This window comes from Rhodococcus sp. DMU1, assembly GCF_012272955.1.
Lineage (GTDB): Bacteria > Actinomycetota > Actinomycetes > Mycobacteriales > Mycobacteriaceae > Rhodococcus > Rhodococcus aetherivorans.
Map to the genome: position 1 here is coordinate 3,426,259 of NZ_CP050952.1, position 18,998 is coordinate 3,445,256.

The 18,998-nt window shown below is 68.2% G+C and carries 12 protein-coding genes; 6 read left to right on the forward strand and 6 right to left on the reverse strand.

Features of this window, described 5'->3' with window-relative positions:
- The 5 genes from HFP48_RS15755 (at position 1) to HFP48_RS15775 (ending at position 7,114) form a co-directional block, all read left to right on the forward strand.
- Positions 1-1,056, forward strand: a complete 1,056-nt coding sequence (locus HFP48_RS15755) for a ketoacyl-ACP synthase III family protein (protein WP_081637044.1) — start codon at positions 1-3, stop codon at positions 1,054-1,056.
- Positions 1,053-2,084 (forward strand): aminotransferase class I/II-fold pyridoxal phosphate-dependent enzyme, encoded by a 1,032-nt coding sequence (locus HFP48_RS15760; RefSeq protein ID WP_006943753.1) that lies wholly within the window; start codon positions 1,053-1,055, stop codon positions 2,082-2,084. Before HFP48_RS15755 ends, HFP48_RS15760 begins: the two co-directional genes overlap by 4 nt.
- A 10-nt stretch (positions 2,085-2,094) precedes the next feature.
- The gene (locus HFP48_RS15765) at positions 2,095-3,495 is read left to right on the forward strand and encodes a cytochrome P450 (RefSeq protein WP_168579741.1); all 1,401 of its coding nucleotides are present in this window, start codon (positions 2,095-2,097) and stop codon (positions 3,493-3,495) included.
- Positions 3,496-3,748: 253 nt separating this feature from the next.
- Positions 3,749-5,944: an MMPL family transporter gene (locus tag HFP48_RS15770; protein WP_044476346.1), complete on the forward strand. Its 2,196-nt coding sequence runs from the start codon at positions 3,749-3,751 to the stop codon at positions 5,942-5,944.
- An 885-nt stretch (positions 5,945-6,829) separates the two neighbouring features.
- The gene (locus tag HFP48_RS15775; RefSeq protein WP_006943743.1) at positions 6,830-7,114 is read left to right on the forward strand and encodes a chorismate mutase; all 285 of its coding nucleotides are present in this window, start codon (positions 6,830-6,832) and stop codon (positions 7,112-7,114) included.
- Positions 7,115-7,882: 768 nt separating this feature from the next.
- Here HFP48_RS15775 and HFP48_RS15780 read toward each other — a convergent pair.
- The 3 genes from HFP48_RS15780 to HFP48_RS32170 form a co-directional block, all read right to left on the reverse strand.
- Positions 7,883-10,711 (reverse strand): LuxR family transcriptional regulator, encoded by a 2,829-nt coding sequence (locus tag HFP48_RS15780; RefSeq protein ID WP_168579742.1) that lies wholly within the window; start codon positions 10,709-10,711, stop codon positions 7,883-7,885.
- 1,024 nt (positions 10,712-11,735) lie between these two features.
- Positions 11,736-12,581 carry a transposase gene (locus HFP48_RS31615; protein WP_065922497.1) on the reverse strand — a complete coding sequence of 282 codons (846 nt, stop codon included), beginning with the start codon at positions 12,579-12,581 and terminating at the stop codon, positions 11,736-11,738.
- Positions 12,548-13,060: a transposase gene (locus tag HFP48_RS32170; protein ID WP_306430601.1), complete on the reverse strand. Its 513-nt coding sequence runs from the start codon at positions 13,058-13,060 to the stop codon at positions 12,548-12,550. Before HFP48_RS32170 ends, HFP48_RS31615 begins: the two co-directional genes overlap by 34 nt.
- 432 nt (positions 13,061-13,492) lie before the next feature.
- Between HFP48_RS32170 and HFP48_RS15790 the strand changes: the two genes are divergently transcribed.
- Positions 13,493-13,720, forward strand: coding sequence for a hypothetical protein (locus HFP48_RS15790; protein WP_006933441.1), 228 nt, complete (start codon positions 13,493-13,495; stop codon positions 13,718-13,720).
- Between the two features lie 52 nt (positions 13,721-13,772).
- On the opposite strand, the gene dnaE is transcribed toward HFP48_RS15790, so the two are convergent.
- From dnaE to HFP48_RS15805, 3 genes are all read right to left on the reverse strand, one after another.
- Positions 13,773-17,309 carry a DNA polymerase III subunit alpha gene (dnaE, locus tag HFP48_RS15795; RefSeq protein WP_006933439.1) on the reverse strand — a complete coding sequence of 1,179 codons (3,537 nt, stop codon included), beginning with the start codon at positions 17,307-17,309 and terminating at the stop codon, positions 13,773-13,775.
- 101 nt (positions 17,310-17,410) lie between these two features.
- Positions 17,411-18,334: an EamA family transporter RarD gene (rarD, locus tag HFP48_RS15800; protein WP_168579743.1), complete on the reverse strand. Its 924-nt coding sequence runs from the start codon at positions 18,332-18,334 to the stop codon at positions 17,411-17,413.
- A 46-nt stretch (positions 18,335-18,380) separates the two neighbouring features.
- Positions 18,381-18,944: a LemA family protein gene (locus HFP48_RS15805; RefSeq protein ID WP_043801901.1), complete on the reverse strand. Its 564-nt coding sequence runs from the start codon at positions 18,942-18,944 to the stop codon at positions 18,381-18,383.
- Between the last annotated feature and the right edge of the window lie 54 nt (positions 18,945-18,998).

Genomic DNA, 18,998 nt, shown 5'->3' on the forward strand with positions numbered 1-18,998 from the left:
ATGACAGTGCACGCACCGATGACAGCGGCCCGGCCCACGGTCAGCCTGGTCGACGTCGCCAGCTATCTACCGGAGAATCGGGTTCCCACCGAATATTTCACTCAGTTCTCCCGCTCGGACCGGATGGCGAAGAACGTCATGTTCCGCTCGCCGAAGTATCGGCACCACGTGGCCCGTGACGAGACTGCGGTGGACATGGTGGAGCGGGCGGTGGCCCCGCTGATCGACAGGCACGGCGCGGACACGATTTCGAACGTGGATGTGCTGCTCACCCACACCCAGCTGCCCGACAACCCGGTGCTCGGCTGCGGCCCGGAGGTGGCCCGCCGGTTGGGATTGCGCCCGGACTGGGTGATCGACGTGCACAACGGCGGCTGCGCGTCGTTCGTGCACATGATGGCGCTGGCCCGGACCATCCTGCAGAACTCCGATGCGACCACGGCGCTGGTCGCCACGACCCAGAACAGTGCGGGACAGGTCTTCACCCAGAGCGAGATCCGAGGGTTGGCGCATGCCTCGGTCCCCGGCGACGGCTGCGGGGTCGGCCTGTTGACCAAATCCGACGACGCCCCGATCCTGGGCATCGAATGCCGCACCTATCCGGAGTTCGGTGGGGACATGACCTTCGAGGGAGTTCCGGTCTCCGATCGCAAGTACTGGGAGCCGGGCCTCGGGCAGGTCTGCGTGGGGTTCACCGAGTCCAAGATCACCAAGGTGTTCGCCCGCGGCAACCGGCTGGTGCCGGAGGTGGCGCTGGCGGTCTGCGATCGGATCGGCGTGCAATCCGCCGAGGTCGACACCTTCGTCACCAACCAACCCAACCGGCTGTTCCTGCGGAACTGGCGCGAGGCCATGCAGCTGACCCCGGAGCAGCACCCGGACACCTTCGACGAGTGCGGAAACCTTTTCGGCGCCGGCATTCCGGTGACGCTGGATACCGCCAACCGGGACGGGCGCATCGGCAACGGGTCACTGGTGGTGCTGGCCGGATTCGCCCACGCCGGCGACTTCGCCGGTGCGGCCGCCGTCCGATGGGGAGCGGGGCCGACGCCATGACCGGCGAGATCGCGGAGGCGACGACACCGTCGGCGGGGAGCGGCGTGACCAGGCCGATGCCCCACTTCGAGCTCGGGCTGAGCGAGAACCCGTTCCCGCCGTTGCCGTCGGTGCTGGCGGCGCTGTACGAACAGATGGCCCGGGCGAATCGATATCCGGAGTTTCTGCCGCAGCGGCTTCCCCGGATCATCGCCGACCGGGTCGGTGTGGACCCGGAGCAGGTGGCGGTCGGTTCGGGCGCGACGGGGGTGGCGATGCAGATCATGCAGGCCGTGCTGCGAAGCGGCGAAACCATGGTGTTCGCGAACCCGACGTTCGACGGTTATCCGATCATGGCCGACATGTTGGGCGTGGAAGCGGTGGCGGTGCCGCTCGATCATGGTGGTCGCCAGGATCTGTGTGCGATGGGCGAGGCGGTCGACGACCGGACCGGGCTGGTGGTGGTGTGCCGGCCGCACAACCCCACCGGCACCCTGGTCTCCGCGGCCGACCTGGAGGTGTTCCTGTCCTCGATTCCGCCGCAGGTGGTGGTGATCCTCGACGAGGCCTACGTCGAGTTCATCGACGCCGCCGACGCGGTCGATGTGCTCGGCCTCATTCGCCGCTACCCCAATATTCTGGTGCTGCGGACGTTTTCGAAGGCATTCGGGCTGGCCGGGCTGCGCATCGGGTACGTATTCGGAGGGCGGGAGCTGGTGGCGCGGGTGCGGCGCCGGCAGCTGCCGTTCGGGATGAGTTGCGCGGCGGTGGCGGCGGTGACCGCCTCCTATGCGGCGGAGGACGAGCTGCGGGACCGGGTCGCGCGGATCACCGCCGAACGCGAACTCTTGTGGGTGGCGTTGCGGCAGAACGGGGTGCATGTTCCCCGCAGCCATGCCAACTTCCTCTACCTGAACGGGTCGCGCATCGCACCGGCGCTGCAGCGCGCCGGCATCGTGGCAAAACCCTACGCCGACGGCAGCGCCCGCATCGCGGTGGGCGATCCCGCCGCCGGCCGCGCGGTGCTGCGGGCACTGCAGGCGATCTGAGGGCCGCGGTATGTCGACGATGTTGCCGCGTGCCTCGCAGTTACGTGCGGCCGGGCGCGGTGCTGTTCGCACGCTCACCGCCGGGGCCGATCCCGATCGCTATTTCCGGTGGCGGCGCGACCGCGACGGTGACCCGTTCGAGGTCCGGTTTCCCGGCTTCACGCCGATCCTGTTCACCGGACATCCCGAGGGTGCCCGAGATATCTTCCGTGCGCCCGTCGATCTGGTCGAGCCCCCGACACCGAATCCGATCGCGCCGCTGGTCGGGGACGCGTCGCTGATCTTGATATCCGGAGAGCGGCACCGCCGGGAACGGAAATTGTTGACACCACCGTTCCACGGGCAGCGGATGCGGGCATACGGCGAGATCATCCGCGATTCGACCCTCGATGAGATCGCCGACTGGACTCCGGGACGCATCGTCGACTCGCGGTCTGCCCTTCGGGCCATCACCCTGCGCGTGATCCTGGAGGCGGTGTTCGGGCTCACCGGCGCTGAACGCCCGGCCGAATACATCCGGGTGGTCGCCGATTTCCTCGCCGCCTACACCGGCCCGCTGATGTTGGTTCCACCGCTGCGCCGCGGTGTGTTCGGACACGCGCCCTGGGATCGGTTCGTCCGCGCCCGCGACGAATTCGATGCGTTGCTGACCGAGGACATCGAGCGCCGGCGCGCGGACCCCGAGGACGGCCGGGTGGACATCCTGAGCATGCTGCTCGCCGCGACCTACGAAGACGGGTCGCGGATCGACGACGGCGAGCTGCGCGAGGAACTCCGCACATTGCTGGTGGCCGGGCACGAGACCACCGCGACCTCGGTGTGCTGGGCGTTGTTCCATCTGCACCGCCACCCTGAGGTCCGCGAGCGGGTGATAGCCGAGGTGCGGGACCTGGGCGCGACGGCGGCGCCCGAGGACCTCGCTCGGTTGCCGTACCTGGACGCGGTGTGCCACGAGACGCTGCGGTTACACCCGCCGGTGCCGATCGTGCTGCGCCGGCTGACCGGGCCGCTGCACGTGCGCGGCGTCCCGGTAGCCGCGGGCGCAACGGTCGGTATCGCCCTGCCGCTCCTGCATTCGCATCCGGATGTCTGGGAACGACCCGACCGGTTCGATCCGGAGCGTTTCGTCGGGCGGCACTACAGTCCGTTCGAATTCGCGCCGTACGGCGGCGCGCATCGACGGTGCATCGGGTTCGCCCTGGCGGAGTACGAGATGCCGATCGTGCTGGCGACCATCCTGTCGCGGGTCCGGCTGGCTCTGCCGGAGCGGGCCCTACGCCGGCCGCCGCCGGTGTCGGTCCCACACAACATCGCGACCGGGCCGCGAAGGCCGATCATGTTCGAAGTGTTGGGCCCGCGGCACCAGGACGACCGTTCGGACGGGTCGTCGGTCCCGCACGGTCCGGGGTGATGTCGAGCGCGGCGGCGCCCGGTGTTCCGGGCGGGGATGAATCCGATTGCCGACGATCGAGAGCAGGATCGAGATGAGCACCACCACCGACGGCTACCCGGCCGGGCCCGGGTCGCAACGCCCTCGCCATGGTGCAGACTGCGGCGCTCACGGCGGCGCCGGTAAACGCGACGACGAGCCGCGACACGCGGCATCGGAGGAACAACAGCTCACCACCGCGCATGGCAAACGATCGCGAAGGAGCGACGACGTCATGGTGACACGGCTCGCCACCCTCATCGTCGACCGTCCCCGCCGGGTTCTCGCCGGCGCCCTGGCCTTCCTGGTGCTCGCCGGTGTGTTCGGCACGGGTGTCTCCGCCGAGCTGAAGGTCGGCGGTTTCGACGACCCCGGCTCGGAATCGTCTCTGGCCGAGGCCTTCCTCGACGAGCGCTTCGGCGGCTCCACACCCAACCTGGTGTTGCAGGTCACCGCCCGCGCCGGCGATGTGAACAGCCCCGAGGTGATGGCCGCGGCGCAGCGGCTCGAGCGGCGGATCGCGGCGGAGCCGGAGGTGACCGAGGTCGGCTCCTACTGGACCACGCGGCTGCCGGATCTGCGCAGCACCGACGGCCGGTCCGGGCTGGTGCTGCTGCACGTCGGCGGCACCGCGGAACAGGCCGCCCGGCACACCACGACGATCCTCGCGGAGCTGCCCGAGGACCCGGCGGTGCGGGTGGCGGCCGGGGGCAAGCTGGGGCTGACCGACGCCCTCGAGACCCACGTGGCGCAGGACCTGAAGCTGGCCGAATCGATCGCGCTGCCCGCGACGCTGCTGCTGCTGATCATCGTGTTCGGCAGCGTGGTGGCCGCGCTGCTGCCGCTGAGCCTGGGCGTGGCCTCGATTCTGGCGACGATGCTGGTGCTGTTCGTGCTGGCCCAGGTCACCGACGTGTCCGTCTACGCGCTGACCGTGGCCACGGCATTCGGGCTCGGCCTCGCCATCGACTTCGGGCTGCTGCTGGTGTCCCGGTTCCGCGAGGAGCGGGCCGCCGGGCATCCACCACGGGAAGCGGTGATCGAGTCGGTCGCGACGGCCGGCCGCACCATCTTGTTCAGCGCGGCCACCGTGACGGTGGCGATGGGCGGGATGCTCGTGTTCCCCATCTACTTCCTGCGGTCGGTCGGGTTCGCGGCGATGGCGGTGGTGGTGACGGCGGCCGTGAGCGCAGTGGTGGTGCTGCCGGCGATTCTGGCACTGCTCGGTGGGCGAATCGACTCGTTGGCGGTGCGGCGCCGACGCGACCGGCTGGCGGCGGATTCGCCGTTCTGGCGTCGCACCGCGGCGGCGGTGACGCGCCGACCGGTGCGCGCCGCGCTGCCGGTGCTGATGCTGTTGCTACTGATGGGCCTTCCGGTCCTGCACGCCCGGTTCGCGACCCCGGACGAGCGAGCGCTGCCGGTCGATTCGGCCGCGCGTCAGGTCACCACCGCGATCCGGGACGACTATGCCGCCGACAGCTCGGACGCGGCGATCTTGGTGGCGCGCAACGACGCGGCGGCGCTCGAGCGGGTGGCCCGCGAGGTGTCCGCGCTCGACGAGGTGGCCCGGGTGGACGGCGCCTTCGGCCGCTACCAACACGGGATGCTGGTGGCCGGTCCGGGACCGCAGAGCGCGCGCTTCACCGCCGACGATGCCGGGTACGTGCTGGTCGAACCGACGGTGGACGCGCAATCGGAACCGGCCCAGGACCTGGTGCACGAGATCCGGGCGCTGCCGGCGGTGGCCGAGAACCGCGTTGCCGTCGGCGGCCCGACGGCGACGCTGATCGACAGCAATTCCGCGATCGCCGGCCGTCTGCCGTCGGCACTCGCACTGCTGGCCGTGTCGACCTTCGTGCTGTTGTTCCTATTCACCGGAAGCATGATCGTGCCGATCAAGGCGCTGCTGCTCAACGTGTTCGTGCTCATCGCGGTGATCGGCGCGATGGTGTGGCTGTTCCAGGACGGGCACCTGGCCGCGATCACCGGCGTGACGCCCGCACCGCTGAACATCGGCATGGTGGTGCTGCTGTGCTGCATCGCGTTCAGCCTGTCGGTGGACTACGAGATCTTCCTGCTCAGCCGGATCAAGGAGGCGCGCGACGGCGGGGCGGACACCACCGAGGCGACCATCGAGGGCCTGGGGCGCGTCGGGCGGATCGTGAGCAGCGCGGCCGCCCTGCTCACCGTGACCTTGCTGTCCTTCTCGACCGGACTGTCGTTCATGCAGATGTTCGGGATCGGCACTGCGCTCGCCGTACTGATGGACGCCACACTGGTGCGCGGTGTGCTGGTGCCGGCGTTCATGCGGGTGGCCGGCGAGTTCAACTGGTGGGCACCGGGACCGCTGCGCCGACTGCACGCGCGGATCGGGGTGCGCGAGTCCCCGAGGTCGTCCGCTCCCGCAGGGTCGCGGCCAGGCAGCTGAACGTTCGGGTCGGCTGCGGCGTGCACGGGCTGCGCCACCAGCGGGGACTGTCCAGCGGCAGCGTGCCGAACAGCGTCCCCATCACGATGGTCCAGGCTGTCCCTGTGCCGCCGCGGGATTTCGCAGGCCGGGCACGCGAGCTGGGAGGACAGCGCGGTGGCGACCTGGTGTTCGACCACGGTGTCCTGCACCGCGGCGAACAGGTGCTCGGCCCAAACATCGCGGTCGAGGGTTTTCCCCGTCGCCGGTCACCGTGCCCATGCCGAATGATGTTCTCCACGTCAACCACTCGTGCCGGGTGCAACACCCGCCGAAACACACCACGAGAAGAACACCTTGAACAAGAAAGTGTTTCGCGCAGCGATGGCCGTTCCCGAGGCGATCCATCCCGTCAGGCTCGGCCCGCTTGCTCCCGCATCCGCGCCGTTGTTCAGCGTGCCGGTCGTGGGCGCCGTCCCGCCCGACGTGGCGAGGTTGCCGCGGAAACAAGAGTCGGCTACTCGTTACCGCCACGCGGTGAAGTGCGACGGCTTCGTCAAGGATGCTCTCCTCATACCCGATATGAGACCGGCAAGTACGTCGCAGAATGCGCCGATGAAGCGAGGCCTTCATGATCGAGGACGCAGCGATCACCGAAGCCACGAGACGGTTCACCCCCGGCTCGTCGCCGAACAGGCTCGCCCGGCAACGTGCCCGCCATCGCCCGGTCCGGCCGCCGACTGCACGATCCGTCCCGTCCCCACCCGTGACCCTTTCCCTCGGTGTGGAGATTTGCAGCCGTCGGTACTTCGTGGAATCCATAGTGTCGGTCTCGGTTCCACGGTGAACCGCCGACAACCACCGACAACCACCGACCTGATACGCGATAGTTGCCAGGAGCTGGAGATGAACCCACTTGCGTTCCCCCAATCGGACGAGCGATCGATCACAATCGAGTTCGACGAGCTGCACAACGAGATCGACCACATCGACGCGGAAATTCTCGCGGCGGTCGTCCGGCGCACGGAACTCTCTCGGAGAGTTGCCGCGGTCGAGCGGGCCTGCGGCGTCACCGGCACCCCGTACAAGCGCGACCTCGCGGTGATCCACCGCTTCGGAGTGCTCGGTAAGGAAGGCCACTCGCTCGGCAGCCTGCTGATCCGGCTGGCGCATCCGCGCAACCACCGCTGAACTTGCCACCCCAAACCCGACAAGAGGAGGACTTCCGATGAGAAACATCCGACTCAGAAACATCCGACGTGCCGGGTCGGTGGCAGCGGCAGCGGCGCTCGGTCTGCTGGCAGTCGGCACTGCGTCCGCGACCCCGCCGGTCGCCACACCCGAACCCGGCGGGGTCATCCGCATGGACCTGGCACCAGGGGAAACGTGGGAGTGCGAGGGATGGAGTCTCGAGCCGCCGTACCTACAAGTGGTCCCGGACTTCTACAAATTCGAGACCGGACCGAACCCGATCTTCTTCCGATACACACCCGGTACCCGAGCGTTCATCCAGTGCATCGGCACGGGTGCACCGTACTACTACGTCGGCCCAATCGTGACCGCCATCCCATAAGTTCGCGCACGCACTGTCAGCTTCGCTGATGGCCGGCTGCAGCGGATGATCTCGCCGCTCGTGCTCATCGATGTCCTCGATGAGCACGAGGCCCGGTTCTTCGGCCAGATCGGTGCCGCCGCCCTCGCGACCTACCAGCCCGGTACCGCAGGAACGGTGAGAGCGGCGCCCCTGCCCGAGGTGGCTGACGAGCTGACCGAGTGGGGTGTCTCGAGAAGGACGAGGTCCGTGCAGGTCGAAGGGCCGGAGCCGGTAGCGCGAAGCCGGGGCCGTCCCCCGCCTGGAATCGGGTGCTGTCCCGGCAACCGCGTCGCCAGGGGAGGCAGTCGAAGCGCCCTTGACGACGACCACGGGCGGGGTGGATCGCGTACAGCGCCCGGCGGTGATCACACGCAGTCCTTCACGCTGTCCCGGAAGGAGTTGGCGAGCTGCGTCCGGGAGCGGACACCAACCTTGCGATAAACCCGTCCCAGGTGCATCTCGATCGTCTTGACACTGAGGAACAGCTGCGTGGCGATCTCACGGTTCGTGCCACCGTTTGCAGCAAGCTGGGCCACCTCCAACTCCTGTGCGGTGAGCGCGTCGGCAACGCTTCCACTTCGCGCCTTGGCTGGTTGCCCGGCGGCGGTGAGTTCGGTGGCCGCCCGCGCCGCCCACAGGCGAGCCCCAATTCGCTCGAACCCGTCGAGTGAGCAACGAAGATGCTCGCGCGCGTCGCGCCGACGACCCGCCCGACGGAGCCGTTCGCCATAGCACAATCGCGTGCGGGCCGCATCGAACGGCGACGGGCACCGAGCGTGGAAGGCGAGTGCCCGCGAAAAGAACTCGTCGTAATCCCCATCGCCAGCTACCAACGCCATAGCCCGCCAGATCAAAGCACTGAGCGCCGGAGGCAGCGTCAATCCTGCGAATCCCCCCAGCTGATCTCGCATTGTGGCGCTGATGTCCGCACCGACCCGAACGTAGGCCTCGATGAGATCCAGGGACGAGACTCGCACCACCATCGGGTCGCGTACATCCGGCTCCGGGCCTCGATTGACCTCCTCGAGGTATGGAATCGCCCGATCGGGTCGGTTCAGGCTCAGCTCGAGCAGGCCCAATCCCTCCAGCGCCACGTGATGCATCACGCCCAACCGGGTGACCTCACGCTGTCGCAGCGATTCTGCAGCATGAGCACGGCAGGACTGTTCGTCACCAACTTGCGCTTCGAGCAGCGCAAGGCAGCCCAGCGCCGGACACAGCGTGAAGACGTCACCGATACCGGCCGCCAGTTCGGCCGCCTCCGCAGCCGCGGACCGGCCCGACTGCAGCCGTCCTCGCCTACTGTCGGCGAGCGCTGCAACATGCAGCGCCAGCGGTAGATGGCCCAGCGCGCCGCTGCGCCGTAGCTGATGAAGCAACGGGTCGAGGAACCCCCGCGGATCGATCTCCTCGCCGTACCAGGTCACACCACTGAGCGCGCCGACAAGGACCCACTCGATGTCGGGCTCACCTGCCGCAGGCTTCCGGGTCGACGCGGCCGCCTCCCGCATCCACCGCATGCCGTCCGACTCCTGGCCCATCAGTGTCAGAGCGTTCCCGATGACGGTCTTGCTCAGGAGTTGGGTGTTTCCGTCGGCCGGGGAAGCTGAGTGGGCGGCCTCCCGCGCGAGCGCACAGGCGCCCGCGGGATCACCCGCTGCCAGCGCTCCAATGGCAGCCGTGGCCCGCAACGAGGCCGCCCGCGCGGGGTCTACCTCGCTGACCGCAACCGCGCCGGCCTGCCACACCATGCGGGCGACGCTGGCCCGTCCCGTGTGAAGTTCAATTCGACCGCGCATGTCCGCGATGTCGGCATGCAGGACGGGATCGACCGTGTACTCTTCGGACTTCCTCAGCAGTCGCAGCGCAGTGTCAAGCTGTCCCGCGGAGTGCGCCGCGTTCGCGGCGGCACAGAATCGGCGCGCCTTCGAGGGGCCGTCCCTGGAGAGTTCAGCGGCGCGCTCGAGCGCCAGAGCGGCGCCGGCATAGCCGCTGCGTCTCAGCGCATGGTCTGCAGCCTGTTCGAGGGCTCGAGCGGCGGCCTCGTCAGGCCCCAGAGCGGCCTCGGCGAGGTGCCAGGCCCGGCGTTCCGCCTGTGACGGCGCCGTCATGACGGAGGCAACAGTTCGGTGGAGTGCCCGTAATTGGCCCGGTGTCAGATTGGTCAGTACGGCAGTACGCAGCAACGGGTGCACGAAATGAACATCGGCGACCTCGACGGCGACCAGCCCCTTGTTCTCGAGCGATTCCAGCGCGGCACAATCTCCAGGTTTCGCCGCCAGCGCGGCGAGCACCACCTCGAGGCCATCACCGGCGGCGACCGCGGTGATGCGGAGCGCGTGCAGCGATGCACGGTCGAGGGCGGAGATACGCGGGCCGAAGATGCGTGATGCGGCGTTCTCCGCCGAGAATGGCGCTCGGAGCGGGTCGGTGCCGGTCAGCTCAGCGCGGGTGAGGGTGCCGCTGACCTCATGCAATGCCAGTGGGTTGCCTCCGAGTTCCGCGGTAAGCGCGCGCACGACCTCCTCGGCGGGTGCAGCCGCGAATCGGGCGGTGAGCAACTCCGCGGCGGAATCCTCGTCGAGCGCGCCGATGTTCAGCTGCTCGATGTCCGCGAAGCCTCCGGCGTCGCGCGTGGCGATCAACAGCACGAGTCCCTCGGCCCGCAGTCGGCGTGCAGTGAAGGCGAGTGCCTCGGCGGTGGAGACATCCAACCATTGCGCGTCATCGACGAGCACGAGAGTCGGGGATCTCTCGGCCGTCGTCGCGAGCAACTGAAATGCCGCCGCGCACACAGCGAAGCGGTCACGGGGTCGTTCCGCGCTGAGCGTGAGCGCGCAGCGCAGGGCGTCCGCCTGAACGGCGGGCAGCGAACCGAGCCGATCAAGGACGGGCGTGAGCAATCGTCCTAGCGCTGCGAACGGGAACATGGTCTCCGCCTCGACCCCGCTCACGGACAACACTTTCAGTGTGCGAGCGCCGTCGCGGGCGTAGCGCAGCAGGCTTGTCTTACCGATCCCAGGATCCCCGGTGATGACGAGCGCGGCGCTCGCCCCCGTCAGGGGTTCCGCCAACAACTGATCAATTCGTGCGCATTCCGGCCGCCGCCCGAAAAGCACATTGGAATCGTTTGGGGTGCCGCTCGAGGCGTCGTCGAACACCCGATTGTGCCGCACCATGGTCGATTCGTGCATTGCTCCTTCTCGCTCCTTTATGAGTTCTAGGAAGTTTTCAAATCGACTCGATCAAGTCGTTCCCGGAGCGTTTTCGGTTCGAGGACTCCACCGGAATGGCAGCACCGTCACGCCAGCCGGATCGGTCCGCAACATCTTGTAGCAGTACATCCTTTCGCGGCCCACGGCCGGATATCCGAGCGGCCGCTCGAGGAGACCGTCATGCACGGATACCGACATCAATTGATGGACTTGTTCGACATAGAGGCCGTTCGGACCTCCACATGGGGCCGTCCACCCAGGTCACGAGCGCGTAACCGACGTCGTCCACGCCTCCCCGATGGCCGTTCATTTGTTCCAAACTGAGATTTGCCTCCTTGTCTATCTTCCGCTCGCTCGACCACCCGGAAACCCACCCTGGGTGGGCAATCGATCCACCCTCGGTGTTCCGTGCGGTCCGGCGCAGTCGCCAGTGAGCGATGTCATCTCTGCCCGATCGTGTGCTGGCGCAGTCGCCACCAACGATTTGCAGCATGTTCATCCGACTCGCGCGTCGTACAATCTTGCAGATTGCGCCGAAAAACGGCGCGCTGTCCGGTGCACTACTCGCGCAGCGGGCGCACCGCTTCTGCCGAGGCGTTCCAGCACTCGATTCGAATTCGAAGATTATCGAGCTCATACATCAGTCAGTGATCGCCGCAACGGACTCCGATTGCACCGCGCGTCTGCTACTTCGTCCGCCGTGGTTGTTGTGCGCTGATCGAGTAGTTACTGCACCACCTGATCGTCTTAGCTCGGGAGACAGTAAGCCCGAGTAGTCGGCTCCTCCATTCCCTGAGCTTGATTTTTGACCTGTGCGGTTTACACCGGCCGGTTCCTGCATGTCGGTTCTGACGCGTTTGCCCGCGTGGAAATACGGGAGCGGGACGGGTGTTCTTCGAGCCGAAGGGTCGTCCGGGACCGGGCCGGGAGGGTCTCGGCGCACCGGCCGGAGTGGGCATCGTCCGGCAGATGCACCGACACCCGCGACGGACCCGGGCCAGGGTCAGCCGGCCCGGAGGCCGCGGTCGCTCCCAGGGTCGGCGCAGGTCCTCGGCCAGGGGCCGGGCGAGCCGCAGCTGGGCATGCGCCACGATGACGATCCAGGTCCAGCGATCGGCCGTCTCGGGACGGCGGATCGTCGGCGCAGTCCACTCCGACGCCTGCTGGAACTTCTTCGAAGGTGTGCACGAGGAAAGAAGCGGCGCAGAAACATCTGCCACAGTCCGTCGACGTGGTCACCTCCTACGGTGGGGTCCGAGTACCACAGCCATACCGGGGCCGGGTGCCGGTTTCCGGGCAGATGGCCGACGGTCAGTGGGATTACCGTGCCCTCGACGATCGGCAGTGCTCCGGGATGCTCGGCCCACACCCCTTGGTGGATGAGCCTCGGGTTCAGCTGATTCCATGCGGAGGCCGTCGCCGTTCCGTACCGGCCGGTGACCGTGCTCGTGGTGGCCGCGGGTGTGGGCCAGCTGCTCAGGTCGGCGAACCGGAACTGCGGGCCGTGCCGGGGTGGCGCCGGGAAGCACGACACGCGGTCCCCGCGCATTCGGCCCAGGATCCACCCCGGAAGGTCGGTGAGGGCGACCGCCAGCCGAGGCAGGTCGAAACCAGCGTCGAAGATCAGGAGGATGTCCGGGTCACCGTCGCGGTGCTGCCCGGCCGCTCGCAGACGCTCGACCACGCTGCGCACTTGTCTTGCGGTGACGAGTGTTTCATCGTCGTCCGGCTGCAGGCGGACTGCGTCGAACACCGCCGTCCACGAGGTGCGACCCGGCTCGAGCGCGGCGACGAACGAGTACTGCCGGCCGGGGATCAGCTGCGCCCGTCCCGTGCCGCGCCCGTACACGTGGCGGAACGTACGCTGTGGGCTCGTCGGGCATCCGGGCGCGGCCAGGCCCTGACATCGACGGCCAACACGATCGCGCCCTCGCGGTCGCGTGGGATCGACTCGGCGGCAATCATGTTCCGTAGACGATCGATGTCGAATCCGCCCAGGCCGTCGTACAGGGCGCCGTGACCGCGACGGCGTTCGGGTGTCAGGGGCAACTTGACGAGGGTACGGACCGCACCGCCGGAACACAGCACCGCGTCAGTCAACTCGAACAATGCGTCACGACGAGTGGTCAGGCAGTCGTAGAACCGGCCCCGGAACGCCGCCAGGTCGATACGCGTATCGATTGCTCGGCTGCTCGCCGACGGCCCGCACGTCGGGCACACTGATGCCCACGGCCACCATGTGTCCTCGTCTCGGATGTTTCTGTGGAAGGAACCCCAAGATGATCGGGTGGTAACCGTCGCGAGTCGCCGCGACACGCCGAACAACACCGGCCCCTACAGTCGCAGCAGGTCGCCGAGGTGAAGAATCGAGCTCAGAGTGCATCCGAGAACGCTACGAGCCGGTGGCGAGGCATGTGAAGTGTGGGAACAGGTGAACTCCTGGTAAGTCAATGAGTGCTTACGTCACCTCCCGACCAAGAGTTCACTGGCCATCATCGCTCATCGCGCCGTGCCCGTCATGCCCCACCCCGGACACGGCCCCCGGACACCAGTGCGCGGTGTACCGTCGTCGTCGCTCACCGACGCCCAGTGGGCGCTGCTCGAGCCGCCCGTGCCGCCGCCGGGCAACATCGACGGCGAGGGCGACGACCCGACCGCCGGGACCCGGCGTCACCGCGCCGATCGGCAATGTTCGGTAGACCGAAAACAAGTCTGCGAGTAGCCTGGCGGACGGGTTCCCCGAGGCGCACGGAGGTCGAGATGACGACGATGGATTCGCCCACCCCCACCCGCCGCCGGCCCGCGTCCGTCGACGTGGCCGGAACCGCATGGCCGCTGTACAAGCTCGAGGCACTCGTCGCGGCCGTCCTGGTCCTCCTGGCGCTGTTCGCGATCACCGCGGATGCGCAGACCGCCGTGCTCACCGCCGCCGCGACCGCCACCGTCGTCTGGTGGGCCCGCCTGCTGCACTACCGCCGCGACACCTGACCGCAGCGACACCCGACCGCAGCGTCGTCCGACTGCAGACACCGTCGGCGGGTCAGGTCGCCAGGCAGGCCGGCCCGAGCAGAGCCTTGAGATCCCCCATCAGCGCCGACGACGGCTCCACCCGCAGGCTGTCGTCCACCTTCAGCACGGTGACCTTGCTGCCGGAGATCAGCCGGACGTGCACGTCCGAGGTACCGGGGTGGCGGGTGAGCACGCTCTTGAGCGCCCCGACCTTGTCGGGGGTGCACAGCCGGGTCGGCATCGACACCGACAGCGGCTTGGCCACCCCGACCTGCGACAGGTCGGGCACGGCGAGATCGTTGGCGATCAACGAGATCCGGTCGTCGCGGATCGACACGCGCGCCTTGACCAGCACCACCGAGTCCTCGACCACGTCCATGCCGTACACCGAGTAGGACTGCGGGAAGAAGAGCACCTCGATGCCGCCGGCGAGATCCTCGAGCTGCGCCGACGCCCAGGTCAGACCGTTCTTGTTGATGCGGCGGTTCACCGACGCGAGGATGCCGCCCACGGTGACCTGGGTGCCGTCCTTGATCGCGCCCTCGAGGATGGTCGGGATCGCGGTGTCCGACTGCTGGGCGAGCACGTGCTCGACGCCGTTGAGCGGATGCCCGGACACGTACAGGCCCAGCATCTCCCGTTCGAGGGCGAGCTTGTGCTTGGTGTCCCACTCCTCCTCGGGGATCTTCACGTTGAACACCGAGGTGACCGACTCGTCGGCGTCCGCGCCGCCGAACAGGTCGAACTGCCCGATCGCCTCGGCCTTCTTGGTGCCCATGACCGCGTCGATCGCGTCGGCGTGGACCAGCATCAGGCCCTTGCGGGGATGGCCGAGCGAATCGAACCCGCCGGCCTTGATCAGCGACTCGGTGACCTTCTTCGAACACGCGAGCGCATCGATCTTGTTGAGGTAGTCGGAGAAGTCGGTGAACCGGCCCTTCTCCTCCCGCGCCCGGATGATGGACGCCACGACGTTGGTACCGACGTTGCGCACCGCGCCGAGGCCGAACCGGATGTCCTCCCCCACCGACGCGAAGTCGACCCGCGACTCGTTGACGTCGGGCGGCAGCACGGTGATGCCCATCTTGCGGCAGTCCGACAGGTAGACCGCAGCCTTGTCCTTGTCGTCGCCGACGGACGTGAGCAGGCCCGCCATGTACTCGGCGGGGTAGTTCGCCTTGAGGTACGCCGTCCAGAACGAGACGAGGCCGTACCCGGCGGCGTGCGACTTGTTGAACGCGTATCCGGCGAACGGAAGCACCGTGTCCCACAATGCGGTGATCGCGGGCTGGGAGAAGCCGTTGTCGAGCATGCCCTTCTGGAAGCCGCCGTACGCCTCCTCGAGGATCTCCTTCTTCTTCTTGCCCATGGCTCGCCGTAGCAGGTCTGCCTGTCCGAGCGAGTAACCGGCCACCTTCTGAGCGATCTGCATGATCTGCTCCTGGTAGACGATCAGGCCGTAGGTGTCGGCCAGGATGTCCTTCAGCGGCTCCTCGAGCTCGGGGTGGATCGGCTTGACCTCTTGCCGGCCGTTCTTGCGGTCGGCGTAGTCGTTGTGGGCGTTCATGCCCATCGGGCCGGGCCGGTACAGCGCGAGCACGGCGACGATGTCCTCGAAGCCGGTCGGCTGCATCCGGCGCAGCAGATCGCGCATGGCGCTGCCGTCGAGCTGGAACACGCCCAGGGTGTCGCCGCGGGCCAGCAACTCGTAGGTGGGCGGATCCTCGAGCGGCAGCGTGTCCAGGTCGAGGTCGATGCCGCGGTTGTTCTTGATGTTCTCGATCGCGTCACCGATGACGGTGAGGTTCCGCAGACCGAGGAAGTCCATCTTCAGCAGGCCGATGGCCTCGCACGACGGGTAGTCCCAGCCGGTGATGATCGCGCCGTCCTGCGCCCGCTTCCACAGCGGGATGGCGTCCATCAGCGGCTCGGAGGACATGATCACCGCGCAGGCATGCACGCCGGCGTTGCGGATCAGGCCCTCGAGGCCGAGCGCGGTGTCGTAGATCTTCTTCACGTCCGGGTTGGATTCGATCAGCGCCCGGACCTCGGCGGCCTCCTTGTACCGCTCGTGGTTCGGGTCGGTGATGCCCGACACCGGAATGTCCTTGGCCATGATCGGCGGCGGCAGCGCCTTGGTGATCTGGTCGGCGATCGCGAAGCCCGGCTGGCCGAACTGCACGCGCGCCGAGTCCTTGATCGCGGCCTTCGTCTTGATGGTGCCGAACGTGATCACCTGGGCGACCTTGTCGTTGCCCCACTTCTCGGTCGCGTACCGCACCATCTCGCCGCGGCGGCGATCGTCGAAGTCGATGTCGATATCGGGCATGGACACGCGCTCGGGGTTGAGGAACCGCTCGAACAGCAGGCCGTGCGGGATCGGATCGATGTTCGTGATGCCCATGGCGTAGGCGACGAGCGAACCGGCGGCCGAGCCTCGACCCGGACCGACCCGGATACCCACCTCGCGGGCGTGGTTGATCAGGTCGCCGACGACGAGGAAGTACGCCGGGAAACCCATCTCGCAGATCACGTCGATCTCGTAGTCGGCACGGCGCAGGTATTCGTCGGGCGCGCCGTTCGGGAAGCGGCGGTCGAGGCCGCGCATGACCTCCTTGCGCAGCCAGCTCGCCTGCGTCTCCCCCTCGGGCACGGGGAAGATCGGCATGCGGTCGCGGTGGGTCCACACCTCCTCGTAGGACTGCACCCGCTCGGCAATGAGCAGCGTGTTGTCGCACGCGCCGGGCACCTCGCCGTCCCACAGCGCCCGCATCTCCGCGGCGGACTTCAGGTAGTAGCCGTCGCCGTCGAACTTGAAACGGGTCGGATCCGACAGCGTCTTGCCGGTCTGAATGCACAGCAGCGCCTCGTGGTTCTCGGCGGCATCCTTGGTGACGTAGTGGCAGTCGTTGGTGGCCAGCGGCGGGATGCCGAGCGTGCGGCCGATCTCGAGCAGGCCCTCCCGGACGCGGCGCTCGATGGACAGGCCGTGATCCATCAGCTCGAGGAAAAAGTTGTCCTTGCCCCAGATCTCCTGCCACTTCGCGGCCGCCTCGAGCGCCTCGCGGTCGTGGCCGAGACGCAGCCGGGTCTGGATCTCCCCCGACGGGCAGCCGGTGGTCGCGATGATGCCCTCGGCGTGGTGGGCGATGAGGTCCTCGTCCATCCGGGCCCACTTGCCGAGCTGGCCCTCGATGGAGGCGAGCGAGGACAGCTTGAACAGGTTCCGCAGTCCGGTGGCGTTCTCGGCCACCATCGTCATGTGCGTGTACGAGCCGGAACCGGAGACGTCGTCGGACTTCTGGCTCGGATCCCCCCACTGCACGCGCTTGGTGCTGAACCGCGACTCCGGGGCGATGTAGGCCTCGATGCCGATGATCGGCTTGATCCCGAACTTCGTCGCGGCGTTGTAGAACTCGCTGGCGCCGTACATGTTCCCGTGGTCGGTCATCCCGACCGCCGTCATCCCCAGCCGCTCGGCCTCCTTGAACAGGGGACCGACCTTCGCGGCGCCGTCGAGCATCGAGTACTCGGTGTGGTTGTGCAGATGAACGAACGAGTCAGCCACGCGTGCCTCTCCCGGAAGGTCTGTGAGCATCCCGAGTGTAGGCCTCCCCGGCGACGGGATCGGACCGCCACACCGGGGCCGGCGGCGAGTCGTGACCGGTGTTACTCCGGTGTACTCGAGGTGACCGGTTCGAGGCGTCCGCGCGCCGTGCGGGCCCGCAGGACGGCGTCGACGGTGAACACCGCCAGCGCGGTCCAGATCAGCCCGAATCCGATCCACCGCGAGGCGGGCATGTCCTCGTGCAGCACCAGCACGCCCCACGCCATCTGCAGGCCGGGGGTCAGGTACTGCAGCATGCCGAGGGTCACCAGCGGCACCCGCTGGGCGGCCGCCCCGAACAACAGCAGCGGCAGCGCCGTGACGAGCCCGGCCGACATGAGCAGCAGCGAGTGCCCGGCCCCGTGGCCGGTGAAGGTGCCGGTGCCGGTGACGGCGAGGAAGACCAGGTAGCCCGCCGCGAACGGCACGGCGACGATGCCCTCCCCCGTCAGCGACGTCCGCGGATCGAGCGGCACGATCTTCTTGACCACCCCGTACAGCGCGAACGAGAACGCCAGGGTCAGCGCGATCAGCGGCGGCCGGCCGTAGTCCACGGTGATCACCGCCACCGCGGCGGTCGCCACGAACAGGGCCGCGACCTGGGCGCGGCGCAGGCGCTCCCGGAAGAACAACACCCCGAACAGCACGCTGACCAGCGGGTTGATGAAGTAGCCCAGCGCGGTCTCGACCACCCGGCCCGACACGACGCCGTAGATGTACGTACCCCAGTTGACGGCGATGGCCACCGACGCCGCCGCGACCAGGGCCCACACCCGCACGCCCAGTCCCCGCAGCGAGCCGAGCCGGCCGAGCACGGCGAGCAGCAGCAGCATCGCCAGCAGCGTCCACAGCACCCGGTGGGCGAGGATCTCGACGGGTCCGGCGGGCTCGAGCAGCCCGAAGAACGCCGGGAAGAGTCCCCACGTCAGATAGGCGCCGAGCCCGCACACGATGCCGGCGTCGAAGCGCGATGCGGTGCTGCTCACCGCTCAACGGTAGGGCCCGGTGGCGCGACCGCGCGCGCCGGGTGGATCAGAACGACACGGTCGGCGGCAGTTCCGTGCCCGCCGGAGCGGTGTAGAACTCGCGCTCGCGCACACCCGCCGGTCCCGCGAAGAACATCCACGGGATCGTCTTCAGCGACGTGTTGAGCCGGCCCGCGGCGTCGTTGTAGTACTGGCGGGCGAAGGCGAGCTGGTCCTCGGTCTCGCCGAGCTGGCGCTGCAGATCCAGGAAGTTGGCCGAGGCCTTCAGGTCCGGGTAGTTCTCGGCGACGGCGAGCACGTCGAACACCGCCTTCTCGAGCCGGGCGTCGGCCTGGGCCTTCTCTGCGACCGTGCCGCCGGAAGCCGCCCGCGACGCGGCGGTGCGCGCGGCGGTGACCTCCTCGAGCACGCTCTTCTCGTGCGCCGCGTAGCCGCGCACCGTCGCCACGAGGTTCGGCACCAGGTCCGCGCGCCGGCTCAGTTGCACGTCGATGCCGCCGAGGGCCTCCTGGGCCAGCACGTCGGCGCGGCGCAGCCGGTTGAAGCCGACCACGAACACGGCACCGAGCACCACCACCAGCACGACGACGATCACGATTGCGGTCACCATGGAGCCGCCCTCCTTCCGTAGCCCGGCACCGGTGCGGACGCGCCGGTGCCTCGT